The following is a 20,681-nucleotide window of genomic DNA, read 5'->3' as shown; positions in this document are numbered from 1 at the left end:
ACCACAAAACTATTATCCTGAGCATCGCGAGTGTTTTTGCTTTGCTCGGGATATATGACTTAAGGTTGTTATAACGCATTGACTCTTTTTGGTAGTTCTTCAATAAATTCCTGGGTTCTTGTTTTTTCATCTTTTTGAGCAAACATTCGGTGTTGGTTATAAGCCGATTGGTTTTTGGCTTCTTTTAGTATTTCCGCCAGAGATTCACCATTTTGGGGATGACGAATAGCATCCTTTAATTTATCCAGTTCAATGATTTTGGCATTTGCTTGATCATGACCGATAAGAACATTTTTGAGATGATTTGTTTTAAACCGTTCAATTCGTTCAATAGCATGTTCTTCTTGCCATTGTTTTGAAGGGCGTTTGGCTTGAGGATCAATTTCAACGTGGTGTTCTTTGGCAATGCCTCGTTGCTTGTTCCAGGCTTGCTGGAAGGATAAAACCTGTGGAGTTCTGGTTTTCGGACTGGTAACCTCATTGTCGGATGGTTCATTCTGCTTTGATTGATTCAGTCGACTGGCTTGCGAATCCCATAGAGCCGCCAGAGCATAAAGTGGTGATGCAATAGTGTTGAGAAGCCAGGTCGGAATATCCATATTATGATCGTGTCCGCCATGTTCATCCATTCGTTCTTGAAGTAGTTCATTAATGTCTTTGTGCCCATGTTCATCCATTTCATCATCAGGATCATGATGCTGGGGAAGAAAATAATGTGCGTCTTCAAAACCTTCGCTGATTATGGCGATCAGAATGGACACTATTTGAGGAACCCCAGGCATGCGATCCGATGTCAAGGCAATGCTCACCAGATGACCTAGAAAAAACAGGATACGTAATGGCGTGACCGTTAATTTAAGTATGATCCGAAATGGGTTAATGATTTGTAACCAATTTTCGGTTTTGATAAGATTTTGAAATCCTTTGACAAAATAATCGTACAGTCCTGCAAAAAAATGTGTTTTACTCCGTGATGCTTCGTCAACCATTTCCAGGGATTCAGCGGAATTTTGTATGTTGAAAAATATAGCGGATAAACCGGTAATTACAGGATTAATAACCCCCATGATAAAGCTGGGCATTTTTTTCATCCAGTCAAACAGTGGGCGTGCGTTAGTCGCTATCGTCCACCAGGTTCCGGCAGTACATATTGTAAGCGCTAGAGCCAACCCAACAAGAAATACTGCGGTTGAAGCAATGAATACGTTTCGTAGAGTTAAGCCCTGGCTTAAATCCTGGCTGATTTTGTTATACCATTTGACAACAGTATTATTATTGATCATGTCGGTAATGGCATTAAAAGTCAGCATAGCGTAGGCGGCACCAGCGATAGCTGCCATGGGAAGAACCATTATTGGCCATAAAGCGAAGGGAATCGCAGTAAAAAACGGGATAATAGTGAATGCTTCAACAATGAGGTACGTACTGCCTAAACCCATGAATAAACCAGCCAGGAGGCTAAACGCTTTTACAATATTATAGTGAAAGCGGCGTTGTTCCAGTCGTTGTTGATACTCATTTTGATGGTGGTTCGCGAGCCAAAGCCGTAATTTTAAAGCATATTCGGATTCGGCTGCATTGTGTTTTTCTTTACTCGAGAATAACTGCCGTGCAAACCATTTTTCCATGTCGGCAAGGGTTTTTTCAATGTGTTTTTTGCTTTTTTTACTTTCTTCATCCAATTCTTTGTGGCCAAAGGAGCGAAGAAGTTTGAGCTGCGTTTTATAGTCTTTGAAGAATTGAGGATAGTCTTCATCATGGGCATCTTCATTTAGGTGATTGAGCAAGTATTCTTTTGCCAGCTTGTTCTCAAGATAATTTTTTTTTAACAATTTGTTGGATGAGCCTTTGATATTTTGTTGATATATTTCCCCTTCGTAGAGTACAGACAGTCCGAATGTTGCAATTGCGTATGATAAGACTGGTATAAGAGCGTACATGCCACTAAAGCTTAAAAGGCCAAGATTTAAGCTGGCTCCAAGTGTCAGAAGTATCAAGGCCAGGTTAAGTGGAATTTTTTGGGGATCAATAAATGATTTTTTTAGTTTCATTGCGATATCTTTGTTCATAATTGTTTGAAGTTGAACTGTATATCAAATGAAAATGATTATCAATAGCATTAAGTGCAAAAATAGAGCACAAAGAGTCAGGTGAATTGTACGATTTTGAAAAGTTTGCTTGCATCATTTTGTTCATCATGTAGTATCGTCACTGAAACAGGACTTAGGAAAAATGCCCAATTTCTTGGATATTTGTAATTTTTAATTAGGTCACTTAATTAATTTAAACTTCATTATTAAAAATTCCTTTTGCCTTGAATCGGGATTTTTTATTAAGTCTTGTGAAATTAAATTAGGAGAGCATATGCGTTTAAACCAATGGATGACCTGTATAACAACAGGCTTAGTATTTGCCGGAAACTCACTTTTTGCTGCAAGCATTCCAGCACATGAGCAATTACAAGTACCTCAATGCCTGGCTGCAAAAATTGCGGTACCTTATGATGTCTTAGCAGAAAACAAACAATTTAAAATTATTGATATCCAATCCAGTGATGTTGAGAAACTGGTCTTATTAGCAGATCAAGTAAAATGCGGTCACTTTGTGAACGTCAGCCATAAAATTACCGGTACACAATTCGCTGTTCAAAAGCAGTCTGCACAAACTCTGCTGGAGCAGGACGCTTTAAAACCCCTTTCTCCGGGTAAGTTAAAAAAAGATGTATATGAAATCAAACATCAGGAAGAGGTTAACGCGGCTTTGAAGGAAGTCGTCGCAGATAACATCTGGCAAACGCTAACCCATTTAACTTCCTATCACAATCGTTCCGCAACAAAGGATACCGGTGTTGAAGTAGCCAATTGGCTTAAGGCTACTTTTGAAGCGATGGCTGTTGAATACGGTCGTACAGATACAGAAACCTATTTTGTGAAAACAGGCTGGTATAAACAACCTTCTTTAGTAACGGTTATAGGTAAAGACATTAAGGCACCAGGTATTGTTATTGGTGCTCACATGGATACTCTGGATGGTCGTATGCCAGGAGCTGGTGATGATGGTAGCGGCTCTTCAAGTGTTATGGAAGCAGCGCGTGTTCTGTTGGCCTCTAAAACAACATTCAAGCGTCCTGTTTATATCATCTGGTATGCTGCTGAAGAAAGAGGATTGGTTGGTTCGCAGCATGTAGTGGAATATTTTCAGGACCATTCTATTCCGGTTAAAGCAGCCGTTCAATTTGATATGACCGGTTATCGTGTGAAAGCAGATGATCCTACCATGTGGGTATTCACCGACTACACTGATCGGGGTTTAAGTAATTATGTTGCAAAACTGATTGATACCTACGTACAGGTTCCTGTTGATTATTCACGCTGTGGCTACGGTTGTAGTGATCATGCATCCTGGACAGATATAGGAGTTCCTGCTGCATTCCCATGTGAATCCAATTTTGAAGAACACAACCCCTATATTCATAGCTCTTCTGACACCATGTCTTTATTGAGCCTTGAACACATGACTAATTTCTCTAAATTAGCTTTGGCGTTTGTGATCGAACTGGCTTCAGAATAATCAGAACATCCTAAATTACTTTAATGTTATCCCCGTTAAGCGGGGATAACCGATCTACAGGCCCAATAGGGTCATCCTCTTATCTTAAAATATCTCCCGTTGGCTGTTTAAGCTATTGTTTTTTACCTCGAAAATAGAACGTAACTATTTTAGGGTATTAGGTATATTTTTTGGGTTTATTGTAGTATATTTGCTCATGTAATTGTAAAATCAAACGAAATTACCGGGATCATGGTTGTTAATAGCCATTGAGAACACATATAAGTCTTTGATGGTACAGGTTTTTCTTGAAAGGATTTTGGGATGAGTTCATTTATTTTGCGGCACAATGGGTTTAACAATTAAATGGGAGAGGAAATGCGTCAATTCATATTATCGATCGCTGCAAGTTTAGTATTTGTAAGTAATCCAATTTTTGCAGAGTTTCAATCATCTCAGGAAGAGTCAGTAGTAACTCAGTCTCGCGAAGCGGATAAAACACAACACAATCATTTCGAAATTAATCATACAAAAGAAGTCAATACGGCTTTGAAAGCAGTCGTGCCAGATAATATTTGGCTTACATTAAATCATCTGACCTCATATACTAATCGTTCAGCAACCAAAGATACTGGAGTTGAAGCGGCAAATTGGTTAAAAGCTACTTTTGACGCCATGGCACTTGAGTACGGTCGTACCGATATCGAAACATACTTCGTTAAAGCCGGCTGGTACAAGCAACCTTCATTGGTAACAGTCATTGGGAAGAATATCAAGGCTCCCGCAATAATCATCGGTGCTCATATGGATACCCCAGATGGTCGTATGCCTGGCGCTGATGATGGCAGTGGTTCTGCAACGATTATGGAAGCCGCTCGTGTTTTACTTGCTTCCAAGTTGACCTTTAAACGTCCAATTTACATTATTTGGTACGCTGCGGGAACTCGTAATTTAGCTGGATCGCAATATGTAGTAGAGTATTTTCAGGAAAAATCCATTCCAGTGCATGCGGCAATTCAATTTGATATGACCGGTTATCGCGCCAATCCAGACGATCCGACAATGTGGGTTTACACTGATTACACCGACAAAAGTTTATCTCGGTATATTGCTCAATTAATCAGTACGTACATTCACGTGCCGGTAGATTATTCTAGCTGCGGTTATGAGTGTAGTGATCATGCCTCTTGGAATGAAGAGGGGATTTCTACTGCATTTTCATCGGAGTCTGATTTTGAGGCACGTAATCCTCACATCCACAGCTCTTCCGATACTATGGATTTTTTAAACCTGAATCATATGACTAACTTTGCCAAACTGGCTGTTGCGTTGGCAATTGAATTGGCATCTTAAGGCTGTATTTTTGTGGTCTCCCGGAAATTTTTTAACTCCGGGAGGCTCATTCTTTCCGTTAAATTAAAGGTGGTATCCGTTGGATTAAACAGTTCATGCACGAGTCACTTTATAAGATTTATTGGTCTTATAGCTGACTTGGGTTTGATAATTTAAAAATTTTTATTTTAAGAGTTGTACTTTATGAAACTAACCCCCAGGCAGAAATATCAAATAATACTCGCTGTGATCGAAGAAGCGCATCGTTTAGCGATCAAATTTGGATTAAATAACGGAGCCTTCTCACTGGAAGAATTCAAAAACTCCATTCAACTGTCAACGGGAACAAAAAGCTTGCTTGAGCTGGCGGAACTTTCCGAGAATGAGTTTTCTATGAAAAAGAAGAAGCCGATGAGCGGAAGTCAATTTAAGCAAACTTATAAAAAAAGCACAGCTCATTTAATTCAACTATTAGGCAGTGTTTTTTCTAACGAACCGGACGTTTTTTATCAAACCAAAGAGTTTGGCAAAATACTCACTGATAAGGAATTTAAAAACATACCTAGGCTCCCGGATGGATCGATTGATATAAATCAAGTTTTGGAATCGGTGAGAGCCAGAGTTAATGCACAGATTAAACTCATTTTTGGGGTGACCAGAAAGGACATTATGAGCTCTCGTGCTTTATTGGCAGAGCAGTTATCCGTTGATTCTGGAAGTGCTGAGTCAACAATAGTCAGTTGTTCTAAATTACCTCAAGTATTATTAAACAGTCCTTCGTTACAAAATTTTAATTATCATGGCATTTATATTAACGGCCTGTATAAATTTATAAAAATCATTAATGGCATTCAGGATGAACGATTGGCCAGTGCATTGTTACACTTTTTTATTGAAGATAATCAGGACAACCGTCAGGTAATGACTGCATTTTTTGCAAATGAACAAACACAGGTATATTGTCGTAATTCGACTATGCTGGTTCAAATCTTGTCATTGATGGTTAAAAAAGATAAAAAATGCAATGACATCAGTGATCAGTTTGTTTCGAAGCTTATTGAGGACACCAGCATCACCAGTATTGATTCATTAACGTCGGAGGCCAAGGTAAATCGCGCTATGCCGCTCTTTAAGGATCTTTTTGAATCGGCTCTGGATCTGGCTGTTCAATTCAGACACATACTTTCAGTAGCCAGGAACAATATCGCGGTCAGAGAGGATAAGATTAACGAATTAAATTCAAGTCCGGATTTGTACTTGAGATCTGCATTTTATTTTTGTTTTATTTCACCTTTGTTAGAAATTATCGATATAGAATTAAAATTATCTCGCACATGGCCGGATTTGGAGTTTCAAAAATTAAGACTTGAGTTATCACGCGCATTTCATATTTTACTTGGAATGAGTCCTGCAGTACCTCGAGCGAATAGTACAGCTCAACCCTCAGTATTTCTCGATCTTGTGATTGGCAGTGACATTCAGGAAAAAGTAACACGGATTTTTGCAGGTGTTGGAGCATCCGATAGTGATCATCAATGCAGTGTTAAATTAAAACACATTGAGTTAGGGGATGAATTAGAAGACACTTCAAGTCAACCTCGTAGGAGACGGATAGAACGAGATGGTTCTGAACGAACAACGAATGCATCTGAGAGTTCAGTTGAAAGAAGGCCTAAAAAATCAGATGATTTAATCTCGTCCAAGAGACGTTTTTATTCTACATCACGGCCAATCAGTTTTTATAGTTCAAATAAAATCAGCAGCGCCAGCAGTTCTGCTTCATCGTCAAAAGCCTCCTTGGTTGAGTCCGTATCAATAAATCCTCCTGATGCCGGCATAGAGGATAATAAAGTTGCAAAACGCAGAGCAAGTCATGCTGTAATTTCCAAGTTACCCTTGAGCAGAACGTCGCAGAATGACGTCTCATTAGCCGATTATTTTAAAGAGCTTTTTTCTTGCGATTTTGAAAAGGCAACTCATTTTGTACTGTCACTGGTTAAGGCTAAAGATAAAAAGAAATTAATCTGGGGAGTGCGCGTGCTTAATGAGGCCTGCCATAAATCCAATAAACAGATCGCTGCTCTTTTAACGGCTCATCTTTCAGAGACAGAACTTCTTGCAGTATTTGCTGAATTATTAAAGGAAGAAACGGATGAAAGCTGGTGTCGGGGTAATAAACTATTATCCATGCTGATACAACAGTTCTTAGCCCATGAGAAGAGTAATGAATTTAAGAAAAAGATTTGGGAATCTGTTTTGTCTCTTTCTTCTTTCTTCTCCCAAATAAAAGTAAAACAACGAGAGTCTATGCTCCTGACTCCTGAAGGTTTTGATGCAAAACCCATGGATGTTGAGACGGTTCAGAGTAAATTTGCAAGTGTAGTCAGTGCAATTTTATCACCCAAAATGTTTCCTTCATTGCTTCAGAAAGTTTTATCTTTAAGTTATTTCGATTTGTTACGAAGAGAAGAACAGTCTAATGCAGAGGAGCCTCGGTTACGTAAACTGTTGGCTTTAATTTTATTGCGGTTCATTAATCCTATCATTTATGAACAAGCTCAGCTTTTGACCGATTCCACTATGAAGATGTGGTATCTAAAAATTCTTCCTACTGCAATACAATCTCTGTCTTCGCCCCTTTCTATGAAAAGCAGGACAGACGATGAGTCACAATCGTTGCAGGATATGATTTTTGCTCCAGTTACCAAGGATCCTCGAATAAGAGAAACAATTGGCCAGATGATTTTAACTGAGCTTTGCCTTGACAGCATTGCTGCAAAATCACAAGATACAACGACACAAAGCAAGAGTGTTCTTGATATTACAGAATGTTTAAAAGAACTTAATGATCTGTTGCAGCAGGAGCAGTTTTCAGGGTTGAGTTTTAAAGCAAAAGGAAATGTAACGCCCCGAAAAGATGTTCAAAAGCCTTTAATTCAGACCTTTTTTGGCGAGCATTCTGATGAAGATAACGATTCTCCTGCGAACATTCATTCCTTTGGATTACCAGGGGTGAATTAAAGTCCTGGATGCATCATTTGAACTGCTTACTGGCACTGAGTAACATCGTCTAAATATGCGTTCACTCTGAATTCAGGATTTTTTAAACCGGTTTTTCCTCAAATAGCATGGTCGGGAAAAACCGGTTTGATGCGGTGGTGCTTGCTAATTCGGCACTTTGGCGGTTGTTGGTGGACAGGTATATTCAGAGGTTACTTTGTTTTCTGCATCTACAGCCTGCAATATGACAGGAAACTTCCATAAACTATGGAGATGTTTTAGAACATCCGCTGTTGTCTCTCCCAGCGGTACTCTATTTTGCTGGGTGTACCTTAAGGTTAAAGAACGATCTCCTTGCAGATCTACGGAATAAACCTGGATATCCGGCTCTAAATAACCCAAATTATATTGTCTGGATAAGGCTTCGCGTATTTGTTGATAGCCAGGTTCGTTGTGAATTGCATGTACATAGAGCTCTGGGCTGCGGTCATCATCGACTATGTGGAATAATTTTAAGTCTCGTATCAGTTTTGGTGACAGATATTGAGCAATAAAACTTTCATCTTTATAATTTCTCATTGCGGTATCCAGACTGGTAAGCCAATCAGTATTGGCCAGGTAAGGAAACCATTTTTTATCTTCTTCAGTTGGATTCTCACAAATTCGTTTAATATCCTGCATCATGTGGTACCCCAAGGTATAGGGATTAATGCCATTGTAATAGGGACTGTTATAGGCAGGTTGCATGATGACGTTGGTATGACTTTGCAGGATTTCCAGCATAAATTCATCAGTCACTAATCCTTCATCGTATAAGGCATGTAAAATTGTATAGTGCCAAAAACAGGCCCAACCCTCATTCATCACTTTGGTTTGCCCTTGAGGGTAAAAATATTGGGCTAGTTTTCTTACTATCCTCACAATTTCTCTTTGCCAGGGTTCTAAAAGAGGTGCATTTTTTTCAATGAAATATAAAATATTTTCCTGGGGTTCCTCCGGGAAGCGTTTTTTTTGCCCATTTTCATCAATTTGTTTACTCTGAGGGATTGTTCGCCATAGCTCATTAACCTGGGATTGCATGTAACTTTCCCGGTTTTGCTGGCGAATTTTTTCTTCCTGAATGGATAATGCAGTCGGATGTTTGTAGCGATCCACACCATAGTTCATTAAGGCATGACAGGCATCAATGACCGCTTCAACCTCATCGATACCATGTCGTTCTTCGCAGTCACTGATGTATTTTTTAGCAAAGACCAAATAATCAATGATGGCATCAGCAGAGGTCCACATTTTAAATAAATAATTACTTTTAAAAAATGAATTATGTCCATAACATGCATGGGCAATTACCAGTGCCTGCATTGCCATGGTATTTTCTTCCATCAGGTAGGAAATACACGGATTTGAGTTAATTACCAGTTCGTAGGCAAGTCCCATTTGTCCGCGTTTGTAACTTTTTTCGACCCCGACAAAATGTTTGCCAAAGGACCAGTGATGATAGCCTATAGGCATACCTACTGAAGCGTAAGCATCCATCATTTGTTCTGCGGTAATGATCTCAATCTGGTTTGGATAAGTATCCAGATTAAAACTTTTGGCGATTCGAGCAATTTCACGGTCGTAAGCCTGTATTAACTCAAAAGTCCATTCTGCACCAGTTGATAAAGGCTTTTTTTTCATGCCGTTTTCCTCTTAAATAATTCGCGAAATACTGGATAAATATCGGCTACGTTATCAATATTTTCCATTGCAAAGTTAGGATATCGCTCTTTTACCTGTTGGTATACTTCCCACAGACTTTGATGATGGCGCGGCATAATTTCAATGTAAGCAAAATACTGGAGTAAAGGCATAATCTTTTCTTGCAGTAATTCCTGGCAATAAGGTGAATCCGCATTCCAGTTATCGCCATCGGAAGCTTGCGCCACATAGATATTCCATGCCTGGGGTGGGTAGCGTGCTTCTATAATGGTATTTAATAATTCCAGGGCACTGGAAACTACCGTTCCTCCGGTTTCACGAGAGTAAAAGAATTCTTCTTCATTAACTTCTTTTGCCGAGGTATGGTGACGAATAAATACCAATTCAATTTTGTCGTAATTTTTGGTGAGAAACATATACAACAAGATAAAGAACCGTTTGGCTATATCTTTTTTTGCTTCATCCATTGAACCTGAAACGTCCATCACGCAAAACATGACGGCTTGTGTTGAGGGGGCTGCTATGCGTACGCGGTGGTTGTATCGAAGATCAATTGTGTCTATAAAAGGAACCTTTTGTATTTTTTTCTTATAAAACTCAATGTCTCTTTCCAGTCTGGATACCTCAACTTTATCGGGATTGGAAAGTGATTTTAGGTGCGCTAATTCTTTTTCTGCTTCTCGCAATTGTCTTTTATAGGGTGAGGCCAGAGCGACTCGTCGCCCAGTCGCCTGCTTCATGGAACGCAGTATGTTGATATTGTTAGGAATCCCACTGGTAGTAACTCCTGCTCTGACGGTTTTATAGGTGCTGATCCGGGCTAATTCTTTTTTAACCAGATCAGGTAATTCCAAATCTTCAAAATAGAGTTCTAAAAATTCTTCACGGGAGAGCTCAAAGACGAAATTGTCTTCGCCTTCACCGCTATCACTGGCATTGCCGCCATCTCCTCCAGCGCCGCCTCCATTAGGTCTTTTTATGCGGTCTCCGGTAATAAAGTTGTCATTTCCGGGCAGGACGCGTTCTACATGTCCACCTTGGCCGCGATGGAACATGGGCTCAGAGATATCCTTGGCCGGAATGGTAATTTGTTCGCCTTGGTCGATTTCAGTAATACTGCGTTTGCCAACGGCGTCAGAAACGGCTCGCTTAATTTGGTTTTTGTAGCGGCGTAAAAAACGTTGGCGGTTCACCGTGCTTTTTTTGCCGGCATTTTGTCGTCTATCAATCAGTTGCGACATAATAGTTGCTCCACACCTTGCACAGGGTAAGGTTTATTTTGGTCAAGGCTGAGAGAGATAGTGCTCTCCTGTCGTCTGAGTCTATTTCTTTCTCAGACCGTCAACCTTGACTGGTTTCATAACATTTGAGTTATGGATTAGACCCTTATTGCGATTTACGTACACGTAAATACCACTCACAAAGTAACCGAACTTGCTTTCGTGTGTAGCCTTTTTCTACCATGCGAGATATAAATTCCTCATGTTTTTTCTTATCGTCTTCAGAGGCTTTTGCATTGAACGAAATTACGGGTAACAAATCCTCGGTATTCGTAAACATTTTTTTCTCGATGACCGATTTTAATTTCTCATAACTGTTCCATACAGGATTTTTGCCTCTATTATTGGCTCTTGCTCTTAATACGAAATTCACTACTTCATTACGGAAATCTTTAGGATTTGAAATACCTGCCGGCTTTTCAATTTTTTCCAACTCAAGATTTAATAATCCTCGATCGAAAATCTCGCCGGTATCCGGATCTCTATAATCCTGATCTTGTATCCAGAAGTCAGCATAGGTAATGTAACGGTCGAAAATGTTTTGTCCGTATTCAGAATAAGATTCGAGATAAGCCGTTTGTATTTCCTTACCGATGAATTCAACGTATTTACTGGCTAAATATTCTTTAATGTAGCTCAGGTAGGTTTCGTGAACCTCTTGAGGAAATTGTTCTTGCTCGATTTGTCTTTCCAGGACGTACATCAAATGCACGGGGTTTGCAGCAATTTCAGTGTGATCAAAATTAAATACTTTAGACAGTATTTTAAATGCAAACCGAGTGGAAATTCCGCTCATGCCTTCATCGACGCCAGCAAAGTCACGATATTCCTGATAGGATTTTGCTTTGGGATCCGTGTCTTTTAAACTTTCTCCATTATAAACGCGCATTTTAGAGTAAATGCTTGAGTTTTGTGGTTCTTTTAATCGAGTTAATACAGAAAATTGAGCCAGCATGTCCAGAGTGCCGGGGGCGCAATGGGCTTTAGCCAAAGAGCTGTTGTCTATGAGTTTTTGGTATATTTTGATTTCTTCTGAAACGCGAAGACAATAGGGAACTTTGACTATGTTGATTCTATCGATAAACGCTTCATTATTTTTATTGTTTCTGAAGGTTTGCCATTCCGATTCGTTTGAGTGAGCCAAAATTATTCCTTCAAACGGTATGGCAGATAATCCCTCGGTTGCATTGTAATTGCCTTCCTGGGTTGCCGTTAATAAAGGATGGAGCACCTTGATGGGCGCTTTAAACATTTCAACGAATTCTAATAAACCACGGTTCGCCCGGCAAAGTCCACCTGAATAACTGTATGCATCCGGATCATCCTGAGAGAATTCTTCCAGTTTTCGGATGTCTACTTTACCTACCAGAGAAGAAATATCCTGGTTGTTTTCATCACCGGGTTCTGTTTTGGCAACAGCAATTTGTTTCAGACGGGAGGGCTTGACTTTAATTACCCTGAATTTACTAATGTCTCCATTAAATTCCTGTAACCGTTTGACTGCCCATGGGGACATCAGATAGCGTAAATATCGTGTCGGGATGCCAAATCTCTCTCTAAGTAATTCTCCGTCTTCCTGTGGGTTAAACAATGAGAGGGGGGATTCAAATACGGGGGAACCTTTGATGGCATAGAACGGAGTTTTTTCCATTAAATCCTTTAACTTCTCAGCAATAGAGGATTTACCACCACCGACAGGGCCGAGTAAATAAAGAACCTGTTTGGTTTCTTCAAGCCCTTGAGCCGCGTGCTTTAAAAAACCAACGATTTGTTCTATGGGTTCTTCCATACCATAAAATTCTTTGAATACAGAGTAATGATGAATTATTTTATTGGAAAATATACGCGATAATATTGGATCATGGCGTGTATCAATCAATTCGGGTTCGCCAATGGCCATAAGTAAACGTTCTGCCGGGTTGGCATATGCTGAAGGATCTGTTTTGCATAGTTCCAGGTACTCGTCCAGACTCATGTCCTCTTCTTTGTTCTCAACAAAGCGTTTGGTATAGCCGGCTAAAAAATCTTGTGTATTCATGTGCCATCCCCTTTTACTTATCCTTGTTTAGGATATAACGTGATTCTTTATTATTATTTTTTGCATTTTATTCTTATCGCTGGTAAAACCAACTAATAACATCTTTTATTTCTTAGTATAGTAGACTAAACAAATTAATTTGATACATAAATCAATAAACTATATGTTATTTTTATAGGAATGCAATGACTATGCCAGACACTACCATTTACTTGAAAAATTACCAAGCCCCTGTATTTTCAGTTGAGACTGTAGATTTAAATGTAGACTTATATGACGACCATGCTTTAGTTAAAAGCATCATCACATTAAATCGTCAACATGAAGGCGCTCTGGTCTTGTATGGTGATGAATTAGAACTTGTTCAGATACAGATGAATGGCCGTTTGCTAGAACCCTCTGATTACACCCTGGATGATGAGGCATTGATTATTGAACAGTGTCCTGATGAAGTAAGTCTTGAGATAGTGACACGAATTCAACCTCAAAATAACACTCAGCTATCCGGTCTTTATCGTTCCAATCATTTATTCTGTACTCAATGTGAAGCGGAAGGGTTTAGACGCATTACCTTTTTTCCAGATAGGCCTGATGTTTTGGCTACTTACACGACCAGGATAACTGCTGATCAAACACATTATCCCGTTCTATTATCCAATGGAAATCTGGTTGATTCAGGATCAACACCCGATGGCCGTCATTGGGTGGTTTGGCAGGATCCCTTCAAGAAGCCATCTTATTTGTTTGCTTTGGTTGCTGGTAATTTGGCAAGTATTCGTGATGAGTTCATCACCTGTTCTGGTCGAACAGTGGATTTGCGCATTTACGTTGAACCAGGCAATGAAGATAAATGTTTTCATGCCATGGAATCGTTGAAAAAATCAATGAAATGGGATGAAGAGGTCTATGGTCGAGAATACGATCTGGATATTTTTATGATAGTCGCAGTAAGCGATTTTAACATGGGTGCCATGGAAAATAAGGGATTAAATATCTTTAACTCAAAATACATTCTTGCCCGCCCTGATACTGCAACGGATCAGGATTTTGCTGATGTAGAGGGAGTCGTTGCCCATGAATATTTTCATAATTGGACAGGAAACAGGGTCACGTGCAGAGACTGGTTTCAGTTAAGTTTAAAAGAAGGATTAACGGTATTTCGTGATCAGGAATTTTCCCGAGATATGAATTCAAGGGATGTTAATCGAATTATGGATGTAAAAGCATTACGAAGCCAACAATTTCCTGAAGATGCGGGTAGCATGGCTCATCCAGTAAGACCGGAGTCGTATCAGGAAATCAACAATTTTTATACCGCCACTATATACAATAAAGGAGCGGAAGTCATTCGCATGCAGCACACTTTGTTAGGAAAGGAAGGGTACAGACGCGGCATGGATCTTTATTTTAAACGACATGATGGCCAGGCTGTCACTATTGATGATTTTGTTGCGGCCATGGAAGATGCAAATGGCGTCAATCTGACTCAATTTAAACATTGGTACAGCCAGGCTGGCACTCCTGAAGTACGGGTTAAATCGGATTACTCTAATGGACGTTTAACATTGACTATGCAGCAAAGCTGCCAGCCTACGCCCGATAGTCATGATAAAAAACCATTCCATATTCCTATCCGGATTGCATTATTTGATTCAAAAGGGCACATGATGCCTGTTGAAAAGGATATTTTAGAATTGAAAGAACATGAACAAAGTTTTGTGTTCGCTGGATTAAGTGAAGAACCAGTGGTTTCACTATTACGTGAATTTTCCGCGCCTATTCGTTTAAAGGATGAATTAACTCAGGATGATTTAATCTTTTTACTGCGGTACGAAACTGACGGTTATGCCAAATGGGATGCCGCGCAGCGTTTGGTATTGAATTGTATTGATGACTGTTTAAACCGGCCCTCAACTCAATGGCATATTCCTGAGCCGTTAATCTCTGCATTTGAGCATGTATTGGTTGATGAATCACTGGATGCCGATTTGCGTGCTGAATTATTAACTCCTCCTGGATTCGAAGAGGTTGCTGCCTCTTTAAAAGAAGTCGATGTCAGTCTGGTTGAGGCAGTACGCGATTATTTTCGCAAACAGTTAGGTATTCGTTTGTATGATTCTTTGACACAGGCTTATAACCAATTATGGCAAGCAGAAGATCATCAAATGCATGGCCAGGCTTATGGACGAAGAAAATTACGAAATGTCTGTTTGTGGCTGTTGATGAAAGCGAATGAAAAGGACAATCTGTCGTTCTGCAAACAGCAATTTGCATCAGCCAAAACAATGACGGATCAAATTGCTGGGTTTGCTTTACTGGTGAATTCAGCTGATGAGGGGAGTCGGATCAAGGCTATTGATGAGTTTTATCAGCAATGGTCTCAGGATGATTTAGTGCTGGATAAGTGGTTTGCTCTCCAGGCTGTCTCAGAATTACCTGATGCACTAAATCATGTCAAACAATTACTGAATCATCCTGAATTCAGTATTAAAAATCCCAATAAAGTGCGCTCACTTATAGGTGCATTCTGTATGGCCAATCCTCGTAATTTTCATGCGATTGATGGAAGTGGTTATCAATTTTTGAGCGATATGCTATTGATTGTTGATAAATTAAATCCTCAAATCGCCGCTCGATTGGCAACGCCTTTCACACGTTGGAAGCGTTATGATAAATCAAGACAAGTATTAATGAGCGAGCAATTAAAGCAGTTAGCAAAACAAGATTTGTCTCGTGACTTGCGCGAAGTGGTCGACAAGAGTTTGGTAATCAGCTAAAACGCTGATTATTAACGGGTAAAAAGTTGTAGATATACGGCTCAACGGAACAATATTCGTTGAGCCATTTTAGGGTCTGTTGACCATTCAAGTTTCGACGTCCCGCGACTTCTTCGTGGGATCCAATTCACTCTTAATAGGCGCAATATGTTCTTGCTTTGCACCCCATCTATCGATTCCGCGAACAACTCGCGGAAAGTAGGTTGAACATAATGAAAAGTCAACAGCCCCTAATATCTATTACACGGCTGTCCCATTAAAAATGTGACGTCTTTCCGAGCGTAGCGAGGAATCTCCTGCAAATTGGCAGAATCTGAATTAATGCATTAATTATCATTACCTTATCAGCAGCTTGGTTGCAAATGCTAAACAAATTGCTCAGACTATTCGTAGTTACTAGGCTGTCGAGAACAGTCTACATTGGGTCTTGGACGTTATATTACGTGAAGATGATTCTCGCGTACGCAAAGATCATGCTCCTGAAAATATGGCGATGGTTCGGCATATTTCAGGAGCATGTTATAAAATACCAAAAAGAAATTTAAGGATATGAGCATTAGGCGCCTGCAGAAAATGGCTGGCTGGGCAGACTCAACTCTTGATATGATTTTAATGGCCGCATTGTAATGGGATCGTGCAACCTTGCAGGAGATTCCTCGCTACGCTCGGAAAGACGTCATATTTTTAATGGGACAGCCGTGATATCTATTACTTTGGGCCATTTGGACTGTTTTCTACCGTGTTGTCTGCGTCCCTGGGTGTTTGGGGGGATGAGGGTTGAAACAGAGGGGGGCTAATTATCGGTTCTTGATCCGCAGCGAGTTCCTGTTTGGGGAGATCTCTCATTGCACAAGAGTTGGATTTGGAAGCTGCTGCCTCGTTATTATCTGATTTTAATGAGGATTTTTGATGGTTGCCTGCATCATTACTCCATAAAAGGCGGCCTAAACCGACTGCTGCAGTTGACAACAATAGACCAATCCCGGCACCTACCAATGAACCTACGAGAGCGCCCACTATTGGTAAGGCAAAAAAACCAATCAATCCACCAATCAATGCTCCGATTCCAGTGGCTCCGGCTACGCTGCCTGCCTCAATGCCAATACGGGCACCAGAAGACAAATTAGTGATTTCAATTGTTATGCCATCCGAACTCGATTTAATAGCTGGTTTGATCTTGGCTGTATGTGTTCCCTGATCCATTTCAGGTTTTACTGCATCATCTCTTGAATGAGGCAATATTGGAACTACGGGAGATTCAGGCTGCTCCGGATTTTTTATCGTTTCATCAGAAGAACCAACAGGCTCTACCGGTGATGGATTAACACGTCGACCTTCAAGTATTAGTTGAATCTCTGCACGCGTTGCCATTCGGAGTGCATCATATTGATTACCTAAGTTATCAAGAGTTGCAATGAGATTATTATTGTACGAGCCTTTTGGTGCTCCTAATTCTTGCATTTTTTTGTGACTGTACGCACAGGTAAAATCACCACAGGAATAAGCATCTCCCTGTGGGTGTGCAGGACCTGAATAGTTTATGCGTATTAATTCTCTGTTTATCCCACATCGCTCTAACAAGTTTAGTGTGTAGTCTTTGATTGCTGATGCACCGGAGCGGCCATAAGGGTCAAATAGCTCAAGGTCGTATATAACTCCATCTTCTGGTGGTTTGGTTAAATACGCACCACGCCAGTGCCCTGGACCAACCGGGATGATGATGTGTTGAATTTCTTCATTGAATAGTTCGCTGGCCAGAACATCCTGGATAGCCAATGCTGAACTGTGATCAAAGCGATTAAGTACTGCCATAACTGAAATATTGCCAGTCGATTTGGGCATCAGTAAGGTCATGTCATGATCTTGCATTTGATCTCTGGGAGAACGCGTATGAAGCCCTGACAGATCAAACCTCCCTTGGTTGCTGTGCCTGCTTCTATTTGATTTTGAGAGAGAATCCATGTGCTCAAGAACTAATCCATAGATCAGATTGGCCGTTCCAGGTAAATCTTCATTATGTTCTGATTTCGCCAGTTTGATTTGATTGACTAAATAATCAGTAATAGCCTTTCCTTGGAGATGTAAAGGTATATCATTATCTGCAGCATAATTATTTATATGATTCAGTAGCTCCTTGTCTGTCTCATTCAATCTGCTCTGGTATAAATGAACCAGAGTATTATAACTTTCGAGTTTTATTTTCTCACTTAAAGCCATTAGGCAACCCCATTTAAATGCTTGACTAGATCAATAATTGGATTATATGCATAAAATACTTAAGAAAAAATGAAGTCCTCCTGTACTTACATCCTCTGTTGATGATGAGCTAAATCAGTTCTATCTGTAACAAAGCTTGTGAATTATGTCTACATAAAATAATCATTATTTTCAATTATTGATAAAACTGCTCCATGGATTAAGACATTTTCCATTATTAGGGGCTGTTTATATTTCATTATGTTCAAGCCTACTTTCCGCGACTTGTTCGTGGAATCGATAGATCTTGCGCAAAACAAGAATATATTGCGCCTATAAAGATTGGATTGGATCCCGCGAAGAAGTCGCGGGACGTCGAAACTTGAATGGTCAACAGACCCTAGTATCGGGTTGATTCTTATAGTTAATGGATTAAACTCGTTTTTTTTTGATCAGTGTTCAATTGCAGGACAGGAAATTGGCCCAATATTCTCTGAAAAGCATTATTTCGAATTCTTTTTCTTTGGCACTTCTTCGATGACAATTAAATATTGAATAATTTGGTTATTCGTTTCATCACGTAATGGTGAAAAAACTCCTGTGAACTTAAGAAGCTCACCTTTTTTATTTTTGATTAATAAATCTCCATGCCATTCGTTCTCTTTCGTTAAATGTTCTAAAATCGATTGATACGTGTCCAGGGGCGCATTTTCTGATTTAAAATTCAGGAAATTTTTGCCGACAATTTCGTGATTATTATAACCTGTTCTCTTGATAACTTGCTGGTTAACGTAGTCGATAGTACCTGCTTTGTCGGTAATCACGATTAATAACGGGCTTTGGTCCAGTGCACGGGTTAATTTTTTTATCGTCGCTTCTGCTCGTTTTTGCTCTGATATATCTCTAACGATAGCTAATACAAATTGTTTCCCCATAGTGCTAAACATACTTAATCGCACATCAACAGGAAAAGTAGAGCCATCTTTTCTTCTGTGCAGACCTTCTAGATTAAAAGGTCCATAAGTTAGTTTTATAATATTTTGTTTGATTGTTTCTTGTGTAATAGCAATCTCTATTTCCCAGACAAAAGAATTGATGAGTTCTTGACGAGAGTATCCTAAAGAGATGCACGCTTCATTGTTAACATCCAGTATAACGCCATTTAAGTCGTGCACAAAAATGGCGTCTGAAGATGCATTCATGAAGTTTTGATAACGCTCTTCACTTGTGATCAACTGGTATAGTAATGCATGTTGGGTCAGCTGGCTCATTTTACTGGGCATGGTTTAAATCAGCCTTTTTTTCTATGGTATTATTAATAATAGGCTTTGGTATGTTATTGTTCAAATTTGAAGCAGTAATTGATTCAGGGTCTTGACGGTACTCTAGAGTGTACGAGGCCCTGACTACGGGTATCTGCCAATAAATACCTAAAGTTGATGTAATAAAAAAGATATTGATGGATTCAAGATTCATGATGCAACAATGAATTCGTCGTAGGTTAATTAGATTGAACAATAATATTAGGCCAAATAATGCTACAACGATTTGCAGTTATAGGTAATCCGATCGAACACAGTTTGTCGCCAGTGATCCATCAGCAATTTGCTCAACAAATGAAGATATCTCTAACTTATGAAAAAATTAAAGGAGAGGATTTTTCATTGGAGCAACAGGTCATTGAGTTCTTTACCCTCGGTGGTAAAGGACTTAACGTGACGCTGCCTTATAAACAAAGAGCATTTGAATTGGCAAAAGTACGCACCCCTCGTTGCTCATTAGCTGGTGCAGCGAATACATTGTGGATGAAGGATAACATTCTGCATTCAGATAATACGGATGGAATTGGTTTGGTTTGTGATTTAACCCGCATGTTTGAACTGCAAAATACAAATATATTAATTTTAGGAGCAGGTGGGGCGACTCGAGGCATTCTTTATCCTTTATTGGAAATGAACCCCAATTCAATAACAGTTGCCAATCGTACTGTTGAAAAAGCCCAAGAGCTGCAGCAAGCTTTCCCGCAAATCAGAGTGAGTAGTCTGGATGATGTGAGCGGGATTTTTGATTTGATTATTAATGCAACTTCAGCCAGCCTTGAGGGACATGGGTTGGTTTTGCCAGATGACGTCATGAGAAACAGTCCGTTGTGTTATGATCTGACTTACACTCAACAAGGCATCACTCCCTTTGTTCAGTACGCAAAATCGATGGGATGTCAGGCGGTTGATGGTTTGGGCATGTTAGTCGAACAAGCTGCAGAAGCCTTTTATATTTGGAATGGAGTTAGGCCATCCTCTGAGCCGGTAAAAAAATTTTTGCGTCCGGATTCAGGTCTGTGATCCCAATTTATTTATTGCATAAAGGAACGTCATCGCGAGCATAAGCAAAGCAATCTTGATGGAATCTTCGCTAACATGTTGTACTGCTTCACTTCGTTCACAACGACGGCTTGTTTATAAAGAATTAAAAAATTGTGGGTTTTAGCTATTTCCACACTATATGAATTTCTTTTAATCAGTTTTACCTAATTCTTCGACACATATTCGACATGTTACGACACGGTAAATTTAAATACTGAGAACTTAGCGATTTCCCAACCTATAAAAACCAGGCAAAGCGCTCAAAAAAATATTACGATGACAGCCTAAACGGATTTGGTGTATATGTCACCTCAGGAGGCACTATGACGTGGTTTAATAGATTTGACCACCCCAGTTAAGAGATAATGCACTTAACTGGAGAAAGTAATGACGATAAGAAAGAAATACCCCAAAGAATTTAAACTGGATGCAATTAGTCTCGTTT

At 39.7% G+C, this 20,681-nt stretch carries 12 protein-coding genes; 5 read left to right on the top strand and 7 right to left on the bottom strand.

Features of this window, described 5'->3' with window-relative positions; translation table 11 throughout:
• Window positions 1-68: 68 nt before the first annotated feature.
• Window positions 69-2,051, bottom strand: coding sequence for a hypothetical protein (locus ELY21_RS07815; protein ID WP_127108588.1), 1,983 nt, complete (start codon window positions 2,049-2,051; stop codon window positions 69-71).
• 313 nt (window positions 2,052-2,364) lie between these two features.
• Between ELY21_RS07815 and lapA the strand changes: the two genes are divergently transcribed.
• The 3 genes from lapA to ELY21_RS07800 all read left to right on the top strand — a co-directional run bounded on the left by lapA (window position 2,365) and on the right by ELY21_RS07800 (window position 7,902).
• Complete coding sequence (lapA, locus tag ELY21_RS07810) at window positions 2,365-3,570, top strand: aminopeptidase LapA (protein ID WP_127108450.1); 1,206 nt, start codon at window positions 2,365-2,367, stop codon at window positions 3,568-3,570.
• Window positions 3,571-3,927: 357 nt separating this feature from the next.
• Window positions 3,928-4,902 (top strand): M28 family peptidase, encoded by a 975-nt coding sequence (locus ELY21_RS07805; protein WP_233588687.1) that lies wholly within the window; start codon window positions 3,928-3,930, stop codon window positions 4,900-4,902.
• Between the two features lie 183 nt (window positions 4,903-5,085).
• Window positions 5,086-7,902, top strand: coding sequence for a hypothetical protein (locus tag ELY21_RS07800; protein ID WP_127108446.1), 2,817 nt, complete (start codon window positions 5,086-5,088; stop codon window positions 7,900-7,902).
• A gap of 144 nt (window positions 7,903-8,046) precedes the next feature.
• Here ELY21_RS07800 and ELY21_RS07795 read toward each other — a convergent pair whose 3' ends face one another.
• The 3 genes from ELY21_RS07795 to ELY21_RS07785 all read right to left on the bottom strand — a co-directional run bounded on the left by ELY21_RS07795 (window position 8,047) and on the right by ELY21_RS07785 (window position 12,900).
• Window positions 8,047-9,561: a SpoVR family protein gene (locus ELY21_RS07795; RefSeq protein WP_127108444.1), complete on the bottom strand. Its 1,515-nt coding sequence runs from the start codon at window positions 9,559-9,561 to the stop codon at window positions 8,047-8,049.
• Window positions 9,558-10,823 carry a YeaH/YhbH family protein gene (locus ELY21_RS07790; protein ID WP_127108442.1) on the bottom strand — a complete coding sequence of 422 codons (1,266 nt, stop codon included), beginning with the start codon at window positions 10,821-10,823 and terminating at the stop codon, window positions 9,558-9,560. Before ELY21_RS07790 ends, ELY21_RS07795 begins: the two co-directional genes overlap by 4 nt.
• 145 nt (window positions 10,824-10,968) lie before the next feature.
• Window positions 10,969-12,900 carry a PrkA family serine protein kinase gene (locus ELY21_RS07785; protein ID WP_127108440.1) on the bottom strand — a complete coding sequence of 644 codons (1,932 nt, stop codon included), beginning with the start codon at window positions 12,898-12,900 and terminating at the stop codon, window positions 10,969-10,971.
• A gap of 191 nt (window positions 12,901-13,091) precedes the next feature.
• Between ELY21_RS07785 and pepN the strand changes: the two genes are divergently transcribed.
• On the top strand, window positions 13,092-15,677 hold the full coding sequence (gene pepN / locus ELY21_RS07780; protein ID WP_199741673.1) for an aminopeptidase N: 2,586 nt from the start codon (window positions 13,092-13,094) through the stop codon (window positions 15,675-15,677).
• A gap of 708 nt (window positions 15,678-16,385) precedes the next feature.
• Here the strand turns inward: pepN and ELY21_RS07775 are convergent.
• The 3 genes from ELY21_RS07775 to ELY21_RS07765 form a co-directional block, all read right to left on the bottom strand.
• Window positions 16,386-17,894, bottom strand: a complete 1,509-nt coding sequence (locus ELY21_RS07775) for a DUF456 domain-containing protein (RefSeq protein ID WP_127108436.1) — start codon at window positions 17,892-17,894, stop codon at window positions 16,386-16,388.
• 482 nt (window positions 17,895-18,376) lie between these two features.
• On the bottom strand, window positions 18,377-19,156 hold the full coding sequence (locus ELY21_RS07770; RefSeq protein ID WP_127108434.1) for a PAS domain-containing protein: 780 nt from the start codon (window positions 19,154-19,156) through the stop codon (window positions 18,377-18,379).
• A complete protein-coding gene (locus tag ELY21_RS07765) occupies window positions 19,146-19,349 on the bottom strand; it encodes a hypothetical protein (protein ID WP_127108432.1) in 204 nt (67 codons plus the stop codon). The genes ELY21_RS07770 and ELY21_RS07765 overlap by 11 nt, the downstream gene beginning before the upstream one ends.
• Window positions 19,350-19,408: 59 nt before the next feature.
• Here ELY21_RS07765 and aroE point away from each other — a divergent pair, with 59 nt between their 5' ends.
• Window positions 19,409-20,215 (top strand): shikimate dehydrogenase, encoded by an 807-nt coding sequence (aroE, locus tag ELY21_RS07760; RefSeq protein WP_127108430.1) that lies wholly within the window; start codon window positions 19,409-19,411, stop codon window positions 20,213-20,215.
• Window positions 20,216-20,681 lie beyond the last annotated feature (466 nt).

It is taken from the genome of Legionella sp. km535 (assembly GCF_003990085.1).
Taxonomy (GTDB): Bacteria; Pseudomonadota; Gammaproteobacteria; order Legionellales; family Legionellaceae; genus Legionella; species Legionella moravica.
The sequence above is the reverse complement of the archived record's forward strand: the minus strand, read 5'-3'. Positions and strand labels throughout refer to the sequence as shown.